Annotated in this window: 20 protein-coding genes; 1 reads left to right on the forward strand and 19 read right to left on the reverse strand. The window is 69.3% G+C overall.

Annotated elements, in window-relative coordinates; translation table 11 throughout:
• From AC13HU_RS10650 to queC, 12 genes are all read right to left on the reverse strand, one after another.
• Nucleotides 1-452 (reverse strand): hypothetical protein (locus AC13HU_RS10650; protein WP_483041543.1); only part of this gene is annotated, 452 nt, incomplete at its 3' end.
• A gap of 19 nt (nt 453-471) precedes the next feature.
• On the reverse strand, nt 472-1,275 hold the full coding sequence (locus AC13HU_RS10655; protein WP_483041544.1) for a reverse transcriptase domain-containing protein: 804 nt from the start codon (nt 1,273-1,275) through the stop codon (nt 472-474).
• Nucleotides 1,272-2,375, reverse strand: coding sequence for a glycosyltransferase family 4 protein (locus AC13HU_RS10660; RefSeq protein WP_483041545.1), 1,104 nt, complete (start codon nt 2,373-2,375; stop codon nt 1,272-1,274). Before AC13HU_RS10660 ends, AC13HU_RS10655 begins: the two co-directional genes overlap by 4 nt.
• Nucleotides 2,372-2,923, reverse strand: a complete 552-nt coding sequence (locus AC13HU_RS10665) for a formylglycine-generating enzyme family protein (protein ID WP_483041546.1) — start codon at nt 2,921-2,923, stop codon at nt 2,372-2,374. The genes AC13HU_RS10660 and AC13HU_RS10665 overlap by 4 nt, the downstream gene beginning before the upstream one ends.
• Nucleotides 2,924-3,057: 134 nt before the next feature.
• On the reverse strand, nt 3,058-3,660 hold the full coding sequence (folE, locus tag AC13HU_RS10670) for a GTP cyclohydrolase I (protein ID WP_483041547.1): 603 nt from the start codon (nt 3,658-3,660) through the stop codon (nt 3,058-3,060).
• Nucleotides 3,660-4,367: a WbqC family protein gene (locus AC13HU_RS10675; protein ID WP_483041548.1), complete on the reverse strand. Its 708-nt coding sequence runs from the start codon at nt 4,365-4,367 to the stop codon at nt 3,660-3,662. Before AC13HU_RS10675 ends, folE begins: the two co-directional genes overlap by 1 nt.
• Nucleotides 4,367-5,065, reverse strand: a complete 699-nt coding sequence (locus AC13HU_RS10680; RefSeq protein WP_483041549.1) for a PIG-L deacetylase family protein — start codon at nt 5,063-5,065, stop codon at nt 4,367-4,369. Before AC13HU_RS10680 ends, AC13HU_RS10675 begins: the two co-directional genes overlap by 1 nt.
• 52 nt (nt 5,066-5,117) lie before the next feature.
• Entirely contained in the window at nt 5,118-5,687 is a 570-nt protein-coding gene (locus tag AC13HU_RS10685) for a phosphoribosyltransferase (RefSeq protein ID WP_483041550.1), read from the reverse strand.
• Nucleotides 5,684-6,190: a DUF6884 domain-containing protein gene (locus AC13HU_RS10690; protein ID WP_483041551.1), complete on the reverse strand. Its 507-nt coding sequence runs from the start codon at nt 6,188-6,190 to the stop codon at nt 5,684-5,686. Before AC13HU_RS10690 ends, AC13HU_RS10685 begins: the two co-directional genes overlap by 4 nt.
• A complete protein-coding gene (locus tag AC13HU_RS10695) occupies nt 6,123-6,839 on the reverse strand; it encodes a 7-carboxy-7-deazaguanine synthase QueE (protein WP_483041552.1) in 717 nt (238 codons plus the stop codon). The genes AC13HU_RS10690 and AC13HU_RS10695 overlap by 68 nt, the downstream gene beginning before the upstream one ends.
• Nucleotides 6,836-7,504 (reverse strand): 6-pyruvoyl trahydropterin synthase family protein, encoded by a 669-nt coding sequence (locus tag AC13HU_RS10700; RefSeq protein WP_483041553.1) that lies wholly within the window; start codon nt 7,502-7,504, stop codon nt 6,836-6,838. The genes AC13HU_RS10695 and AC13HU_RS10700 overlap by 4 nt, the downstream gene beginning before the upstream one ends.
• Complete coding sequence (gene queC / locus AC13HU_RS10705; RefSeq protein WP_483041554.1) at nt 7,501-8,214, reverse strand: 7-cyano-7-deazaguanine synthase QueC; 714 nt, start codon at nt 8,212-8,214, stop codon at nt 7,501-7,503. Before queC ends, AC13HU_RS10700 begins: the two co-directional genes overlap by 4 nt.
• A 214-nt stretch (nt 8,215-8,428) precedes the next feature.
• On the opposite strand from queC, the gene AC13HU_RS10710 reads away from it, so the two are divergent.
• Nucleotides 8,429-9,898 carry a peptide deformylase gene (locus AC13HU_RS10710; protein ID WP_483041555.1) on the forward strand — a complete coding sequence of 490 codons (1,470 nt, stop codon included), beginning with the start codon at nt 8,429-8,431 and terminating at the stop codon, nt 9,896-9,898.
• Nucleotides 9,899-10,650: 752 nt separating this feature from the next.
• Here AC13HU_RS10710 and AC13HU_RS10715 read toward each other — a convergent pair.
• From AC13HU_RS10715 to AC13HU_RS10745, 7 genes are all read right to left on the reverse strand, one after another.
• Nucleotides 10,651-11,178: a nucleotide triphosphate diphosphatase NUDT15 gene (locus tag AC13HU_RS10715; protein ID WP_483041556.1), complete on the reverse strand. Its 528-nt coding sequence runs from the start codon at nt 11,176-11,178 to the stop codon at nt 10,651-10,653.
• Nucleotides 11,179-11,376: 198 nt separating this feature from the next.
• Nucleotides 11,377-13,695 (reverse strand): helicase associated domain-containing protein, encoded by a 2,319-nt coding sequence (locus AC13HU_RS10720; protein WP_483041557.1) that lies wholly within the window; start codon nt 13,693-13,695, stop codon nt 11,377-11,379.
• Nucleotides 13,696-13,772: 77 nt separating this feature from the next.
• Nucleotides 13,773-14,468 (reverse strand): hypothetical protein, encoded by a 696-nt coding sequence (locus tag AC13HU_RS10725; protein WP_483041558.1) that lies wholly within the window; start codon nt 14,466-14,468, stop codon nt 13,773-13,775.
• Between the two features lie 432 nt (nt 14,469-14,900).
• On the reverse strand, nt 14,901-15,794 hold the full coding sequence (locus AC13HU_RS10730; RefSeq protein WP_483041559.1) for an endonuclease/exonuclease/phosphatase family protein: 894 nt from the start codon (nt 15,792-15,794) through the stop codon (nt 14,901-14,903).
• An 89-nt stretch (nt 15,795-15,883) separates the two neighbouring features.
• The gene (locus AC13HU_RS10735; protein WP_483041560.1) at nt 15,884-16,810 is read right to left on the reverse strand and encodes a hypothetical protein; all 927 of its coding nucleotides are present in this window, start codon (nt 16,808-16,810) and stop codon (nt 15,884-15,886) included.
• Between the two features lie 92 nt (nt 16,811-16,902).
• Complete coding sequence (locus AC13HU_RS10740) at nt 16,903-17,811, reverse strand: hypothetical protein (RefSeq protein WP_483041561.1); 909 nt, start codon at nt 17,809-17,811, stop codon at nt 16,903-16,905.
• Nucleotides 17,808-18,024, reverse strand: a 217-nt coding sequence (locus AC13HU_RS10745; RefSeq protein WP_483041562.1) for a hypothetical protein, incomplete at its 5' end; no start/stop codon positions are given. The genes AC13HU_RS10740 and AC13HU_RS10745, both read right to left, overlap by 4 nt.

Genomic DNA, 18,024 nt, shown 5'->3' on the forward strand with positions numbered 1-18,024 from the left:
GTGGAGAACAAGGCCAGCAGGACCTCCACCCCTGGGTGGGCGCCGGTGTGGTGGGCGAGTCCTGCGAAGGGGGTGTCGATGCCGATGGCGAGGACCTTCTCGTGCCGGTCGGCGAGGTGCCCGGCGGCGCGGGCGGCTTCGCTGGACAGGCGACGCCAGGTGTCCGGGTGCCAGAAAGGGCGGCGGGTGTCGTAGGGCAGGACGATCACCTCGCCGCCGAGCCCTTCGGTGACGCGGCGGGCGTAGCGGAGATCGGCCTCGTTGTAGCCCCAGGTGGCCGGGCCGGGCTCGGGGACGGCGAGGTACGGGGTGAAGGCGCCCGCGTGCGCGCTCAGGCGGTGGTGGTGGCGGGCAAGGGTGGCCAGGAAGGTCTTGGTCTGGCGGCCGATGCCGTTGGTGTTGTTCGCGATGCCGTTCACCGCGCAGTACAGCAGCGCCTTGGTCGTGGACAACAGGTTGTCTCCTTCCAGGTCAGCCGGCGGCGTAGAGGTCTTCCGGGTTCGGGCGCCAGATCTTCGACTTCGCCGCGGCCGGCGTCATCCCGTGCGCGGTGAGCAGGCCGGTCAGGTGCCGGTAGGCGGCTTCCGCGTCGGGCTCGGTGGCGGCGAACAGGGTGTAGTTGTCCGTCATCCGCACGGCGGTCCATCCGGTCAACTGCTGGTCGACGGGGCTCATCCTCAGATTCGTCAGCATCGGGCTCAGACCGCTGCCCGGCGCGAGCGGGTCGGGCACCGCAGTCAGGATGCGGCGCAGCAGGGCGAGCATGTTCCCGTCGTCAACGAACCGGGCGACGGAGGTGATCGCGTCCTCCAAGGCGACGCCGCGGCTAGCGGCGGCGACGTCGATGTCGGCGACCCAGGTGAGACCCGCGCTCAGATGCCGGGCGGCGGCCGCGACCGCCAGGGGCCGTCCGGCTCGCCGATGCCAGCCGAACATCCACTCCGGGTAGGCGTCCCGCTCCAGGACGGGCTCGACGGCGTTGCGCAGCGCCCGGTGGACGATCCGGTCGGTGACCGTGGGGATCGTGATGGTATGCCGTTTGCCCCAGGCGTCGAACTCCTCGATGCGCGACGGGCCGGGCCGCCACGTTCCGGCCGACAGCGCCGCGGACAGTGCCGTGATGCGGGCGGGCATGTCCTCGCGGAAGGCCCTCCAGGTCAGGCCGTCCGCGCCGGGGGAGCCGGTGCGGCCCATGCACTGGCGGGCTGCCCGCTTCAGGGCCCGCTCGCTGACGGCCTGTCGCATCAGCGAGTGCGCCGCCGTACGCCCGGTCACCTGATCATCCCGGTGGCGGCCAGGAACGCCTGGGCGACAGCGGCCGGCGTGTGGTCGGCGACCTGGCGCGGCCCGTGCTGGGACGCAGCGTGGTACGCGGCCGGGTCGTCGAGCAGGGTCGTGAGCGCCCCCCACAGGACATCGGGCCCGCTGCCCAGCGCGGTCATCCGCCCGGCCGGTCCGGTGAGGGCCGGCAGATTGCCGAGGCCGTAGCCGACCACCGGCGTGCCCACGGACAGGGCTTCCGCGGCGACGTTCCCGAACGTCTCCGGGCTGGTCGAGGAGACGATCGTGGCGGCTGCGCCCGCGAGGAATCCCGGAACGTCCCGCCAGGGCAGGGCCGGGAGGATCTCGACGCCGGGGAGGCCGGCGGCCAGGGCCCGGCACTCGGTGACCACCTCGTTCTGCATGCCGGGCCAGTATTCGAATCCGGCCTCGGCCAGCACGATCTGCACCGGCCTGCCGAGCCGGGCCGAGTACGCCTTCAGCAGTTCGGCGATGCCCTTGTGCGGCTCGGCCCGGGCCACGATCCGCACCGGCCCGCGTTCACGCAGCGCTTCCCGCTCGTCCGACCGCGGCGGGGTGACCGGGTGCATGAGGGCATTGGGGACCACCGCCCAGGTACTGGAGTCCACGCCTTCACGGGCCAGTTCCTCGACCATGAAGTCACTGACCGTCAGGACCCGGCCCGGGCGGTGCGCCAGGCTCCGGTAGAGGGGAGCGTCGGTACGCGGGACGTGCACCATCAGCGCGGTCGGCATCCCGGCGGGCACCGGGCTGAGGTAGCCCAGCCCCCACACCGCGTCCACCCAGCACGCCAGGTCCACCGCGTGCCCTGCCAGAAACCGGCGGACTTCCTCCTCCACGGGTGCGGGGTCGGCCAGGAGGCTCGTGAGGTGCTCCTCCAGCGCGGGGCGGGGCAGGGTCAGACTGCTCAGACGCAGCAGGTCCTGGCCGTCTTCGGCGGTGGCCGGTCCGGCGGCGATGATCAAGGCGCGGTGACCGAGTTCGCGCAGTCCGACAGCGAGGGCGGCGATGCTGCGCTCGATCCCGGCAGGCTCGTCGGGGTTGTGGGTGAGCAGCACGAAGGCGACGTTCACAGGGCGGCTCCACTGATCGGCGCGGTGGGGGCGGTGTCACGGACGGGACGCAGCCCGATGCCCGGCGAGGCGATGCCGGACGGGACGTCGTTGGCGTGAGCGCACTCGGCGTACTGGGCCAGGGAGTTGTAGGAACCGCCCCGCAGGAAGGCGACGCGGTCGCGGCGCCACGGCGCCGTCGTCCACTCCCACACGTTGCCTCCCACGTCCCAAAGGCCCTCCGGCGTACGGCCGGCCGCGTGCGACCGGACCGGTGTGGGATGGCCGGGACCGAGGCCGCGCAGGTTGGCGTGCCCGGGCCCGGGGACCTGGTCGCCCCAGGGGAAGCGACGCACCGCGCCCGAGGCCATCCACTCCCATTCCGCGGACGTCGGAATCCGAGCCCCGAGCCGGTGCGCGAACTGCGCGGCCTGGAGCAGTGCCAGGCCGGTGACCGGCATCCCGGCCATGGACAAGGGGGTCGCGGCCCACCACAGCGTGGCCGTCTCCTGGGCGGGGTGCCACTCACCGGCCGGAACCCGGCCGCCGGATATGCAGATCCACTCCATCGGATCGACGCCAGCCGCTACCGTGGAATCGTCCCGGGCAGCAGGCACGTTCCCCGGAGGAAGAACCGGTCCGCTCACCAGCACACGCGGACTTACCTCCGGCGAAAGACGGCCCTGTCCGGGCACTCGGCCGCTCACCGGTGCCCGCCCTCGGCAACCGCGAGGAGCCGGCTGCCGAGGGCGCCACCGTCAGCGAACGCGCCACTGAGGTGGTGGCTCAGGGTGCGGGCTTGGTCTTGGCGGACGCCCCGCATGCTCATGCACAGGTGCGCGCCGTCGGCCACCACCCCGACGTCGGCCGATCCGGTCGCCTTGGCCACATCCGCGGCGACGCTGTCGACGATCCGCTCCTGAAGCTGGAGACGATGCGCGTGGTCGGAGACGATCCGGGCGAACTTCGACAGCCCGAGCACGCTCCCGGACGGCCGGTACCCGATCGCCAACTCCAGCCTCATGGGAAGCAGATGATGCTCACACAGGCTCCAGACGACGATGCCGCGCACGATGACCAGCCGGTCGGAGCAGGCGGACAGGTCCTCCTCGAAGACGGTGTCCGTGCGGCCCGGGTCGTGATCGAGGAACTCCCTCCACCAGCGGGCGAACCGCTCCGGGGTGCCCTGCAGCCCCTCACGCTGCGGATCTTCACCCACCGCCTCAAGCAGTTGCCGGCACAGGTCGGCCACCCGCTCGCCATCCACGCGCGAGCGCGGCAACAGGGTGTCGTCCAGGCTCGTCATCAGGCACCGGCTTTCGAGTCGGTCCGTGCACCGGCACGGAGCACGGAAAGGGCGTTCGGCCCCTCGTGCAGGAGCAAGTCCACGGCGCTCAGCCCCGGCTGCCAGCCCGGCGCGCTGCCGTAGCGAGGATGGCAGTACGTGGCGACCTCGACCGTGATGGCGTGCTCGGCCAGCAGGCCGTGATCGAGGTAGGCCAGCGCACCGGTCCCCACCCGCAGGCGCCTCGCGCCCCGCTGCCGGCACAGGTCGACGAGCATGCCGGTCTGCCGTCCGGCCGGAGGCCGATCGCTGGTGCGGATCACCGGCACCGGCAGGCCGAACGCGTCGAGCAGCAGCCGCACCAGCGCCTCGTTCAGGTCCGCGAGGAATGTCCACGGCGTGCGGTAGACGGCTTCGAGGGCCTCCCGGTGCGCGAGCCAGTACGGGGCGTGCCCGTACGTCTGGGCGAGGCTGCGCCAGTGCCGCCTGGCCCAGACGTCGTCGGCGATCCGGGTGTCGGCGATGCTCTGCCGGAAACGGCGTCGCACCGGCACAGTGAGTCTGACCGGCCCGGCGGCGCCGCGGATGTAGTTGCGGTTCTGCCAGCCTCGTTCCGTGAACTGCACGTGGTCCAGAAGGACCAGTTCGTCCGCGTCAGCCAGCCGCGAGAAAAGGCCGGGCCAGGGCAGGTAGGCAGGCTGGTGCGCGACCAGTACGTTCCCGCCCATCAGCAGGCCATCCGGTAGGCCACGAACGCTTCCGCCCGCTCGGCGCCGCATCCCGCCCCGACCGCGGCGTCGATCGCCCGGATACGCTCCAGGGACCGCGGGTGGGCGCCATCGCGCAGTTCGCGGGCGTAGCACTCCAGCGCCTTGTCCTTCACCGCTGCGGAGCCGGTGACGTCGACCCACACGCTGGGGCGCGGGAGTTCCGATCCCCACGCGTGGTCCTCGGGGCCGTGGAAGCCGAGGACGATTCCGGGCCAGTGACGCAAAGCTCCACTGGGCCGCGCCGCCGCGTAGGCGGCCTGGTGGACGACCTGGTGGTCCTGGTGGACTGCCCCCGCAGCGGGGATGAGGAGCGCGGCCGGCTCCAGCGCGGCCAGGGAAAGGCCCGGGCCGGCCTCGATGAGGCGGACCAGTTCCGCGACGTGGCCTGCGAGGTCGCCGGCCCGATGGTCGTCGCTCCAGGCGATGCGGCGGCCGCTGACGCCCAGGACGTCACAGGCCGCGTTGAACTCCTCGTGCCGCAGCCGGCTGTCGGTGGGCGGTCCCCATCGGGGCTGGGTCAGGCACGCCACGGCCAGGACGTGCACGGAGATCCCTGCGGCGGCCAGGCGGGCGATGGTGCCCCCGGCGCCGAGAGTCTCGTCGTCGGGGTGCGGGGCAACCGCCAGAACGCGGTCGCCGGGGCTCAGGCCGAACATGGGCCTGCCTCCTCTTGATCCGTGGAAGGGGAACGGGCTGAAGAAGTACCGATCAGGCGCGAAGCCGCGGCGCCCTGGGGCGGCTTCGCAGACAGGTGAGCGGGGGAAGGGCTTCCAGGCGGCCGAATTCCGGGGCGGGCTCCCAGGGGAAGTGGACCCAGTCGGCGACGTCCCAGCCCCAGCTGTCGAGCGCGTACTCGGAGCCCTCGTTGCGGCAGAGCACGGCCGTACGGACACCGGCCGGTCTCACCGTGGCGGCGAGCATGTCCACGATCGCGTGGAGGGTCGCGCCGGAGCCGCAGATGTCGTCGACGACCAGCAGCGACGAGGCGGCGGACAGTACGGCGAGCGCGCCCTGGTTGTGCCCGTGGTCCAGGAGGACCCGGCCGGTAGCAGCCTGCTGGATGCCCACCGGCGCGTTGTGGCGGGCCCGGACGACAACGGCCGGGACGCCGAGCTGCTCGGCGACGACCTCGGCCAGGCGGACACCGCCGCGGGCGATCCCGAGGACGGCTGCCGGTGCGAACTCGGCTTCCTGGTCCGCGATCAGGCATGCCGCGGCGAGGAACTCGCCGTGGGCGAGCTGCCAGACGCGGCGGTTCTCGAAGACACGGGTGGTCACGGCCAGCTCCAGGAGTCGAGGACGGCGTGGATGTCGGCGTGGCGGTCCATCGGGTCGATGATCAGATGCGTCCTGGTCACCGGGACCGGGCCCAGCACCGCGGCGTACAGCGGCTCCATCAGCAGCAGGGCCTCGGAGGAAGGGAAGCGGGCCAGATGCCGGCGCAGGACCGTGGGAACCGTCCGGGCCAGGGCGCGCGCCAACTCCTCGGTCATGGGCTGCTCGTACGTGGAAAGGGGCGCGTCGGCGGTGACCAGCCCGTACAGGGCCGACAGCACCAGGACGCGGGTCCTCAACCCGCTGCGCGCGGTGACCCTGTCGCGGATGAGCGGGACCACCCACCCCTCGTACAGGTCGAGCGCGGGCAGGGGAGCGGTCGTCACGCGCTTCTGTCTGCAGCACGCCACGACCACCAGCCCGTTTCGGGCGGCGTGTTCAGCGGCCACGTTCGTCACCCCACAGCAGCACGTGCAAGCGGGTGCCGAGCCGGTAGCCGCGCTCACGTACCGGGCCCTCCAAGGCGCGCATCCCCGCCAGGATCACCTCCGGGTCCGTGCCCTGCGGCATCACCGAGATGCCGGTCAGGGCGTAGGCCGCCTCCAAAGCGGCGATCTCGTCCACCTCGGCGGGCTCGGAGACGACGAACTTGAAGCGAGCCCGCTCGGTGGCGGCGAAGGCGCGCAGAGCGTCCGGGACGAGCCGTCGCGACTCCGGCATGGCCGCTCCGAACCCGGACAGTTTCGGCGAGACGTTGAAGTACGGTCCGGCCGCCACCAACGGCTCGCTGGGGGCGATGGTGCCGTTGGTCTCGATCTCCACCGCCCGGCCGGCCGCTCGCAGTCCGTTGACCAGCTCGGTCAGCCCGGCCATGTGGATCAGTGGCTCGCCGCCGGTGATGACCACCAGGTCCTCAGGCTGCTCCACAGCCCACGCCAGCAGCTCTTCGACGCTCTCGTAGTGGGCCTCTTTGCGCAGGTCGTACCGCGTGTGGTCCCAGCTGTAGGGGGTGTCACACGCCGAGCAGATGAGGTTGCACAACGCGAGACGGATGAAGCAGGCGGGCACCCCGACGCTGGGCCCCTCGCCCTGGATGGTGCCGCCGAACTTCTCCGAGACCCGGATGCGCAGGCCGACGCGCTGCAGCGTGCTCATGACGTGCCTCCCACGTACTCGGCCCAGCTGGTCTCCGTCTCCGAAACCCGGATCACGGCCGGACAGTCCACCTGCCGGCCCAGGACATCCGCCAGATGCGCGGCCAGGCGTTCGGAGGTCGGGTTGAAGGGCAAGTCCCGGTTGAGGACCGTGTCGTCCAGGGCGTCCTCGACGTGCTCGCGCAGCGCCAGCGGGATCGCCGCGGGCCGCCCGTCGGTGGCCGACGCGGTCACGAGGTAGGAGTGGCCGTGAGGCCGCCCGCACTGATGCCCGTCGGGCAGGCCGTCGAGATGGTGCGTGGCCTCGAACGTGACGGCGAACTCCTCGGCCACAACCGCGGGTCGGCCGGTGCGTATGCGCACCTCAGCCAGAGCGGTTCCGAAGTCGGCCGGAAGGTGCGCACGGGTCCACGTCGTCAGGTACTCGGCCAGGCCACTGTCGCTGACGTCGGGGACGTGGGTGTTGAGGAACCGGTGGTCCAGCGTGTCGCGAATGTGCTCCTTCAGCGGCTCCAGGCGGCCGAAGTCCACGACAAATCCCACCTCGTCCAACGCCCGCGCGGCGAGAACCGCTTCGACGGTGAAGGAGTGGCCATCGTCCCGGCCGTCCAGCACACGAGTCGCCTCGAACCGGAAGATCTTGCCGATACGCCACTGCCCACTCACCGGGACGCCTCCGCATCCGCACCGTCCGCATACTCGGTGGGGTCGGCGACCCCGGCCTCGTCGAACGCCTCCCGGCGCTCCACGCAGGTTCCGCAGGCTCCGCAGTGCACCTCACCCCCCTCATAGCACGACCAGGTCAACTCGAAGGGCACGACCAGGCGGGCGCCCTCGCGCACGATGTCGGCCTTGGTGAGTTCCAGGAACGGGGCGACGAGCTGGAAGTCGGAGGCGATGTGTCCGTCGTTCCCGGACTTCATGGACGCTTCGATGAGGGTGAAGAACTCGGGCCGGCAGTCCGGGTAGATCGCATGGTCCCCGGCGTGCGCGCCGAACGCCACGGCGTCCGCCTCCGCCGCGACCGCGGCGCCGGCCGCGATCTCCAGCATGATCGCGTTCCGGTTCGGGACGACCGTGCTGCGCATGGTCTCGGCGCGGTAGTGGCCGTGCGGCACCGCGAGGGCCGGGTCGGTCAGGGCAGAGCCCCCCAGTATCCGGCCCAGCGATGTCAGGTCGACGATGTCGTGGGACACGCCGAGTTGGTCGGCGAGGTTCGCGGCATGTGCCAGTTCCTTGACATGGCGCTGCCCGTAGTTGAACGAGAGCAGGCTCAAGATGACGCCCTCGTCGCGGAGTTTGTAGGCCGTGACGGCGCTGTCCAAGCCGCCGGAGAAGATGAGCACCGCGCGGCGCGGTGCGGCAGTTCCAGGCATGAGTGTGCCCTTCCGAGGTCCCCCAGACCGTGTCCGGGGCAGTGGTTTTTGCGGACCTGGGGTCGCCGGCGAGGAGGAATCCGCCAGCCATGCGAGCGGGGCCGGACTACTTCCGCCATCGCCTGGTGACAGTGAGCCCGAAGCAGGCAGGATGAGGCACTGGTGAGCCGCGCTCACTCACGCAATCCACGAACTCACCTACGGGGGACGCCCTATGCCAGGTCAGAGGGACCCGTCGCCGTTCGCGGCCGAGCTGACGCACTTTCGAGAGGTGCGCGGCCTGTCCAAGGCGGACCTGGCCCGGCGTCTGCACATCTCGCCGTCGTACGTGAGCCACCTCGAATCCGAGAGGGAACGCGGCTCCTCAGATCTTGCCCGCCGCCTCGACAAGGAACTCGACGCGGGCGGAAAGATCTGGAAGGCGTGGCAGGACATCGACGGCGGCGCCCAGCCCACCCAAGAGGCGGCCGATCCTCCGCCGTCCGCCGGCATCCTCGTTCTGGAAGACACTGCCGACCTGCACTACGACGGTTCCGTCTACCACCTGACGATGCACCGACACCTGCGCAACACCGGAACGGACCCGATCACCCGCTACCTCGTCCGTATCGCCGTCGACCGCTACCCCGGTGAACCGGAGCGCTCCAACGCGCTGTACCGAGCCCATCCCCTGACCTGGGAAGAACTCCAGTTAGAGGCGCACTGCGGCGAAGAGGAGATGGGGCGCGTGGTCAAGCACGACCGCGACGCATTCAAGGAAGTCTGGCTGGAGTTCGCGAACGCGCACACCCGATTCCCTCTCTACCCGGGCCAGGAAACCGGAATCACCTACAGTTATTCGGTCACTGCCGACAAATGGGGCCCCTGGTTTCAGCGAGCCGTCCGACTGCCCACCCGAGAACTTTCCGTCAGCTTGTCCTTCCCCACCGCCCTGGAGCCCAGCGTCTGGGGCACCGAGACCTCGCTGAGCGCCAATTTCGCGCCGCTGCGTACGCCACTCACCCGGACCGTCGACGCAGACCACACGGTGTACACCTGGACGACACTGGACCCGCCCCTCCACGCCCGGTACCGCATGGAATGGCGGCTGAAGACCGCACAACTCCAAGAGAGCGAGCCCGTGAACACCCCCACCCCCAGCGCCCTCATGGCTGCCGCCGGCATCGTCCAGGAAGGCGACATCCTCCTCCAGACTGTTGCTCAGCCCTTCGAACTCCCCACGGAGGCCGACGAAGCACGCCAAGTGGTACGTGAACTCGACGCCGCAATCTCGCGCGTCAAGGAACTCCACGACTTCGGCAAGGGCATGGGCATCGCGGCTCCTCAGGTCGGCGTCGCTCGCTCGGCCGCGGTCGTCGTCCCTCCCGGCGATGATTCGACCCCGATCGTGCTGCTCAACCCGACCATCGCAGAATCCTCAGCCGAAACCGACCGGCAGTACGAAGGGTGCCTGTCATTTTTCGACGTACGGGGCCTTGTTCCGCGACCGCTCCACATCGTCATCGCGCACACGGACATCGACGGAACACCGCGGCTGACCCGATTCGATCGCGGACTGGCACGCCTGGTCCTGCACGAGGTTGACCACCTCGACGGCAAGCTCTACCTCACCCGCATGGATGCCGGCACACAGCCGATCCCCGTTGAGCAATACCGCGGCACCGGCCGGAGTTGGACTTACTAATGAACCTCGCATGGCCGGTGGCGTGTGAGTCAGCGTCGGCCAGCGACGAGGTTTTGGCGGCGCGGGCGGAGCGCAGCGCGTTGGTTGGCCAGGGCGAGTAGTCGATAGGGAACACCAGCACTTTGGCGGCATCACCCGCGTGAGAGGGCGATGGAGGAGGGGTTCAGGGCGCTGCGCGCAGAGGTGAGGAACTCGTCCCTCGCACGTTCTGTGTCCTGTGGGGATGGAAAGCAGCCGTGATTGGGCTGCGCGAGCGAGACAAGGCGCTTCACCGCCTTGATGGCGTCGAGGGGGCCTGGCCAACACCAAGTTGCCCCAGGCCCTGTTCACCGCTTTCCGCTCCTCCACCGAAGCTGTGCCGGGATTGTCAGTGCCGGGAGCAGCGTCGATGCGTACGAGGAACTCAAGATAGACCGGACGCCGCATCTCCAACTGCCGCTGCGCATGAGCGGCGCTGTGGTCAGTGGCGGGTTCTGGTGCGGCGGTCTGCTCGTAGGATCGAACCATGGTCGAGCCGAGCTGGTCTTTGTGGCGTGCCCTGCGCGCCAAGACGGAAACCTTCCCTGGGCTCGACCCCGTGAAGGCGCCTCCCAGGAGGCAGCGCGATGGTGGCGGGCGGTGTCCTGATCTGGCTTCGCGCCCAGGCGTCGTGGTGCTCGGTGGCGGCCGGCGCCGTCCACGACCGCAGCGGTGACGTGGTTGGCCCATCCCTTCGGTGGTACGGGCGGGCGGCGATTCGTCACAGGCGGTGGTTATGCACTTTCTCCTGGAGTCGGGCCGGGGTGCGGCTGATCGCCGTGGGAGGCACTGTCGCGGCGGTGTGCGAGGGCCGGCGGCTGGAGTTGTCCGATGTGCTGGACCTGGTAGTGCTCTGCCGCGGGGTGGAGGATCGGCAGGTGCGGCCGGTATGCGCGCAGCACCTGGCCGCACGGCACGAACAGTCCGTCCGGTAGGGCATCGAGCGCATGCCAGGCCCAGGCTGTGTGTGCTTCGCCGGCTTGTACGACGGCTTCCCCGCCGAAACGGGTGGCGACTGCCCCTACGGTCAGTCGCGTGGTACCGGCGACCGCGTCGAGGAGCAGCGCGAATACCTCGATGTCGTCTGGTGCCGCCTGGAGACCTGTTTCCTCCCTGAGTTCGCGGGCGGCAGCGTGTTCCAGCGACTCGCCGGGCTCAACCTTTCCGCCGGGTAGGTCGATTGCACCGGTGCGGTGCTGACCCAGCAGCACCCGGTTAAGGGGGTCTGTCACGACGACCCAGATGGCCAGGGCTGCGTTCACTTGCGGAGGTCCGGGCACCCGGAGTCGTGTGGTGACGGACTGTGTCATTTGGAAGTGCTCCTCATCTCCCGACCGACTGCCATTTCCTGACAGGCGGACAATGGTGGTCGGTCGAGCTCGGTCTCAGCGGTTGGCGTCTCCGCGGTGTCACGTCGTAGTTGCGGTTGGGGAGTCCAGCGGGTGAGGTGGGTCATGCTTTTATGCGGCCCACACCATGCCGATGTTTTCGAGTGCTTCCACACGTTTCTTGCTTAGTTCCCCGCGGGCGAACAGCATGCGCTGTCGTGCGATCCACTTTCCCAAGGGAAGACTTTCGGGCGGTGGAGTTTTGTGACTCTGCGGAACGCGTAGGTCGCCGAAGTGGTCCCGGTATGTAGTTGCAGCCTTCAGCATCGTGTTCCATAGTTGAGATCTGGGGTCCCATACCATTCCGATCGCTTCAAGATCATTGATTCGGTCTGCAGACAGTTCGCCTCTCCGGTGGAGCTGCCTCAAGGTGCCGATCCAATAGTCGAGGCGGATCTTCGGGTCGGTTTCGGTGATGAAGCCCTCGGGGACGAGAAGGTTTCCCTTTTGTTTCCAGTAGGCGCGCGCTGCGTTGAAATTCTCCTTCCATCGGTGGTCGATTGAATTCCAGATCACTCCGATCGCTTCAAGTTCGGCGCGCCGTTTGGCGGTCAGGTCGTGCGAGTTGTTTCGGATATTTCCCATAACGTTGCCGAGGTGGATGGGATCGTCGCCCTGCGTTACGTGGGTTTTTGGAATTCGGAGGTGGCCGTTCTCTTTGTGGTAATCCTGGAGGGCGGCCAGGTTTCGTTGCCATGCGGCTTCGTGGGCATTCCAGATCATTCCGATCGCGTCCAGGCGGGCTCGCCGATCGGGTAGGAGGTTTCCCTCGCGGAAGGCTGTGCGCTGATTGCTGATCCAGCGTCCCAGTTTCAGCCCGGTCTTTGAGATGGTGGAAGTTGATATGGTTCGGAGGTCGCCATTCCGGTTGCGATATTCGGTCGCGGCCTTGAAATATTCGTCCCACGAGGAGTTGCCGATGCGAACGGCCCGAGCGGTGATGGCGGAAACAAAGTTGGGTGGCGCGGGCGCGCCGATGAAATGGAGCCAGTCCGGTGGTGTGGTGCTGTTCTCGGGAAGGGCGGGGTCGAATTCACGTCGGTTGTGCCGGGAGGCCAGACGTGTGTCGAGGTCGTCGTCGTAGGTGCGCAGGGCCTGAAGGACGCGCCACACGGGTGCGTAGGCGGAACCGGCGAGCGCAGTTTCGGGGTCTTGGTCCGATGCGAGTAGCACGGGGATGACGATTGTGGCGATCTTGTCCTTCTGATCGCCGAGGCGCAATCCGCGGCCGATTGCTTGAACGGTGTCGACTGCGCTGTTACGGGCGTCAATGAGTGCTATGCCGTTCACACTTGGTGCGTCGACCCCTTCGGCCAGCACGCGCGCGTTGGAGACCACGACGAGGTCGGGCCCTGGTGCGCGGAGCATGTCGAGGGTCTTGCGACGCTGGCTCTCGGTGTGGCCTCCGTGCACGAAGCCGGTGACCAGGCGGCGTTGTGGATGCTCCCCGAGTAACGTTTGGACTTTACCGAGAGTGTTGGAGAACCAGCGCGCGTCACGGACACGGTGGTGGTAGGTGAGCATCCGGGAGATGCCGAACTCTTCTGCTGCGCGGAGCACGGCGATCTGTTTGGCGAGCATGGTGGGCGACAGTGCGGTGCCGCCGACGTCGAAGAACTCCTCGCGAGCGGCTTGACTGTGGGCCAGCCGTTGGACTTCGGTATCAGACGTGACGGCGACGGCGACACGGTAGTCCGCCAGCAGTCCGCGCTCGCGGGCTCGCGCGTAGCGGAGTTGGTGTGCTACACGGCCGAATATCTTGCCATCGTCCATGCTGACGACCGCGTCCTTCGGTTCGTCACTCCGCCCGCGCAAGATGCGGGGAGTGGCGGTCATGTACAGACGGCGGTCGGCGGGGATGCGTGCGCCGTCGTGGATGAGCGGCCAGTCGCCATCGACCCTCCCGGCCGAGCGGTGGGCCTCGTCCACGATGATCAACTTCCATGCGCCCAGACCGTGGTCGTGGTGGCTGACCGCCAGCTTCCTCACACTCTGATAGGTCACACCGACCGTGTGCCGGCCAGGTCGGGACAGGAGTTCCGCCAGCTTCGCGGGGTCGGTGGTCACCTGAGCGTCCAATCCGCGGAGTTCGTCGTCGGTGTCACCGCCGGCGGCCTCGCGGTCGGAGCAGACGACGACCACTGTGCCGAGGGCTGCTTGGCCCGAAGCTTCCATCCACCCGGACAGCGTCTGGCGGAGCAGATCCAGGGTCGGCACGACGAACAGGACGGGTCCCGTGGGTGCCACACGATCGGCGAGCGCGGCACCGACCCGGGTTTTCCCCGTACCGCAAGCCATCACGAGCAGAGCGCGCTCGGCGCGAGCGAGTTCATGTTCTATGGCGGAGAGAGCTTCGCGCTGGTGGAGCCGCAGTGATGGCAGTTGGGTCATGGCTGGCTGTCTTTCGGTGTCAGCGTGGTGAAGGGCGGCGCGAGGGCTCCCCGGCCGCGGCGGGAGACACGAGGGCTTCACGGGCGCAGGTGCGCGGCGAGGATTGCGGCGTGCTCGGGGCGGAGCGCGCCGATGGTGACGGTCGGTTCGTGGCGGCATCTTCTGCAGTAGGGGTCGAACACGATGTCCACCTGGTCGCTGATGGTGGCGCCGATGGCGGCGGCGAGTTTTCGGGCGATGGCCGTAGCGGTGGCGAGGTCGTCGGGGTCGATGTCCTCGTCCTCGTCGTGGCCGGGATCGAGCAGCCCGAGAAGCGCATGTGCCTCTTCGACGGTGAGGACGCCCGGACGGATCGTGCCGCCGTAAGCGCGGGGGAGGTCCTGGTGCCGGTCGGTGAGGATGCCGTAGCTGGCGTAGACCGCGGTCAACCGTGCTGCCAGCGCGTGGAGCGCCTCGACGTGCGGGACGAGCAGGTCGTCGAGCCGGGTGATGGCGTGGAGATCGGCGTCACCGAGAAGGACGCGGTTTCGCTCGTCGACGAGGTCGCGCTGCTGGGTGTCGAGGGAGATGTCCGCCATGGCCAGCGCGGAGTGAAGCCACTGCGAGGAGGCGGCTGCTTCGGGGTACTGAGGTGACAGTCGCCTGGGCGCCGGCCGCAAGGCGACTGGCCGTGGGTCCTGCTGCGGGCCGAGACTGCCCGTCAGGACGAGGTCGCCCAAGAGCATGGCGTCGGGAGGCGTGAGGGTGCCCAGCGAGTACCGTCCGTCGTCCATGAGGCCGCCGTCACTCAGAGAGACGCCGATGATGCGGCCCTTCGTCACGAGGGCGTCGATCGCATCCCGCAGAGCGGTAGTGACTTCTGGACGTGGCGCGTTGGGGCCGGCCATCATGATTTGCGGTCCTTCACAGCAGAGGGCCTCGGCCGTCCGGGGACTGATGTCCGCGCCGGCGGGCGGGGCAACGGTCCTGTTTGCCGTCGGGGAGCGACGCGAGGGCGTGGCCGACGCGTGACGGAGCACGGGGCGAATGGGCCTGGGCGTGGTGTTCTGCGGGCACCTGACAGGCGCCAGGTTCGGCGCGAGTCGGACCTGCGGGGCGCGGAGCGGCCGGGCGTGGGGACCGTGCCCGGCACCGGTTGGGCCCGCTGCCGAGCACGGCGCGCGGACCCCACACGGACCCTCGTCCTCTTCGCGATACCGGGTGGATCAGGGGGTGGTCTTGCCGAGAAGTTTGAGGTCGAAGTCGGCGACGACCATGGCGTGGTCGGTGACGGCACCGATCTCTGGACCGGCAAAGACGGTGACGCGGACGAGGGCGCGTGCGAGGTCGGGCGTGGCGTAGATGCGGTCGATGCGTTGAGGTGGGCCCTGGTCGGTGCGGGTGAGGCTGGCGGTGGGCGCGAGTGCCTCGGGCTGGGGCGGGGTCAGGTTGTATGCGGCGTGCCGGGCGAGGTCGATGAAGGGTCCGGGGACGTCGCTTCGCCCGCCGCGGTGTGCCCCGGTCAGGATCTCGTCGGGCTGGGTGTCGGGCACGCGGCGGCCGTCCCGCCACATGGTGCGGTGTTCGAAGTGGACGGGGTCGGCGATGGTGTGCAGGTCGGGCGGCGGCGTCTCCAGGGGAGTCGGCACGGGGTATGAGTTGGTGTCCAGGCCGATCAGTGCGGATTGACCGTGGTCGGCGAGGTCGGTGAGTCCGCGTGCCTCGGTGGCCCTGGTCGTCGGATCGTTGTGGCACAAGTGGGCTGACGCCAGCTTGATCTTCTGCTGCGTGCCCCAGAGCCGGACCGTGACGATGAGGGACGGCTTCCAGCCCTGGCCGCGTTCTTCATAGGCCAGCACCTCGAACGCTGCCCGGTCGACCATGACGCCGACCGGGCGTTGGCTCCGGCCGGGCTGGGGCAGGCACATGAACGCGAGCAGCCCGAGGCGGTTGGCCTCTTCTTGGAGACCGCTCATGCCGTTGAGGTGGGCTCCGGGCAGCTCCTGGCGGAACACGATGTTCGGTTTCGTGTCGGCGAGCAGGTCGTGCGCTTGCCGGCGAATTTCGGGTGTGCGGCCGTTGTCTTCAACGTTCCATGTGGCCGCGCGCATTCGGTCCATGATCGTCTCCAAGCGGTGGTTCGGGTGGGGCTGGTCGGTGTTGCCGTGCCCCTGGTGGTGGTCTGCGGTCGCGGGGCTGCCCGCTGCGGTCAGAACGCGGTGTGGGACAGCAGGCGGGCCAGGTCGTGGCGGTCGGCGCGGGCGATGAGGAGGTTGTGGTCGCTGACGTGCTGCGCATCGACGGTGACGACTTCGCGGAACGCGGGGAGGAGCTGCCGGCTGGCCAGGAGCCAGTCCACGCGGGTGGAGGGTCCGTGGGTGTCGCAGGCCAGCATCGTCGGCTCCAGGCGCTGCCGGCCCTGTGTGGTTAGGGCGAGGTGGAGGGCGATGTCGCGGACTTCCGCGGTGTGCAGGACGTCGTGGGGGACTTGATCCATCACCCGTGTGCCGTCCGGCCCGGTGCGGCTGCGGTGGGCGCGGTGGGCGTCGTCCTTGATGTCGGCGAGTTCGGGCAGCGGCACCTCGCGCACGCCCGGGGTCGTGCGGGGGTAGGAGTTGCCGTCGAGGCCGGCGAGCATCACCGCGTGCGTGCGCGTCCCGGAAGGCAGGGTGATCCATTTGTCGGCCCAGTAGGTGGTCCACCCGGCCTCGATCTCCCGGAGAGCGGGCACGGCGTAGTTGAGGTGGGCGGCCACTGCGATGATCGGGGTCGAGTCCACTCCGGCGGCGCGGAGTTGGAGGGTGACGGCAGTCGGCGGCAGCTTGAAGCCGTTCCAGGGCGCGGGCCACTCGCCCAGCGGCCGGAAGATCTCGGTGTCGGCGAACACGGCGTTCGCGTTGACTCCGCCGACATCGAGCCAGCCGCGCAGTCCCAGCGCGTCTTCTGCCTCGTACATCACGGCACGCTGGTCTTTGTCGTTGAGGAACATCTCCTGCCGGAACAGCAAGCTCACGTGGTGCTGGCGCAGGAGGTCGTAGGCGTCTCGGCGGCGGCCGGGGTCGCCGAAGCCGTTCTGCTCGACGTTGAAGGTGGCGATCACGAGGTCGGCGTCGTCGGGGTCTGCGGTGCCAGGCATGCGTTTCCTCCTGGGTGGGCTGTTGCGGGGTTGCACGGCGGCGGCGTGACAGGAAGCCGCCGCCGTGCGGTAGGGGTGTCCGGTGCGTGCGGTCAGCGACGGTCGGGCGGTCCGGCGGTGGCCACGCGGTCCAGCCACAGCCGCGGAGTGGCCAGCTCGGTGGGTGTGGGGACCAGCGCGAGATCGCTGAGGACCGCGTTCCAGGCCGGGCCGAGGACGGGCAGGGTGGCGTCCACGAAGGAGGTCTCGGTCGGCCAGGCTGGGACGTAGGGCTGGGATTGGCCCAGGACCGCGGTGAAGAGGTACCGGCTGATCGGCGTCTTCGCGGGCCTTGGCGAGCGGCCTATGCGCTGTGAGCAGATCTGATGCAGGTCGCGGTGGATGATCGCGCGGCGGGAGAGTCGGATCTGGCCGGTGGGCAGAAGGCCGTGGAGGTCGGTGCTGACCTTCTCCTCGGTCCACGTGGCATGCCCTTCCAGCAGGCGTGGGGTGGTCGCCTGGAAGAGGGGAATGGCGCGAAGGGACATCCGGGGCGGAGCTACCCGGCCTTGGCTGTAGGCGAATTGCGCCTGGTGCACGGCTTCGTGACGCAACAGCCGGTGCAGTGCTGCCGGCGTGGTGAGGTACCTCTGCAGTCGCAGTGCCTCGGGCACGAGCAGGGTGCGTGGCTCGCCGTCCGCGTCGGTCAGGCTGAACGCCGGGGTGGTGAGGTCCCCCTGCCGCGAGGAACGCTGCCAGTCGCGGAGCCCCGTTTTGGCGGCCTGCCGGTCCTGCTCGGTGCCGGGCCCGTTGTCGACGGCTTCGCGCAGACGGGCCTTGATGTGCTTCATCACGGTCGCCCGCCACCCACGGGGGGTTTGGAGGTGGAAGCTGAGCGTGGGCAGGTCCAGGTGGGTGTATCGGCGTATCAGCGGCGCGGCCTCGGCGAGGACGGCGGTGATCTCCTCGGCGAGCTGGGAGTGGGAGCGGGTCTCGTCGTGGACCGAGATCGTGGTGCTCACCGTGGCCCCCCGGGTATGCCGGTGGTCCGGGTGGCGGCCGTCAGGGTCATGGGCACGGTGATGGTCCGGCCGCCGCTCAAGGTCACCAGGACCCTGAGGGTGCTGGCCGGCCGTCGGTAGCGCAGGCCGGCAGGCAGCGAGCGCGGTAAGCGGTACATCGGGGCGAGTGGTCCTTCGTGGGTGTCGAGGGGGAGGTGGTGCAGGCGTGTGGTC

It is taken from the genome of Streptomyces sp. NH27 (assembly GCF_056859195.1).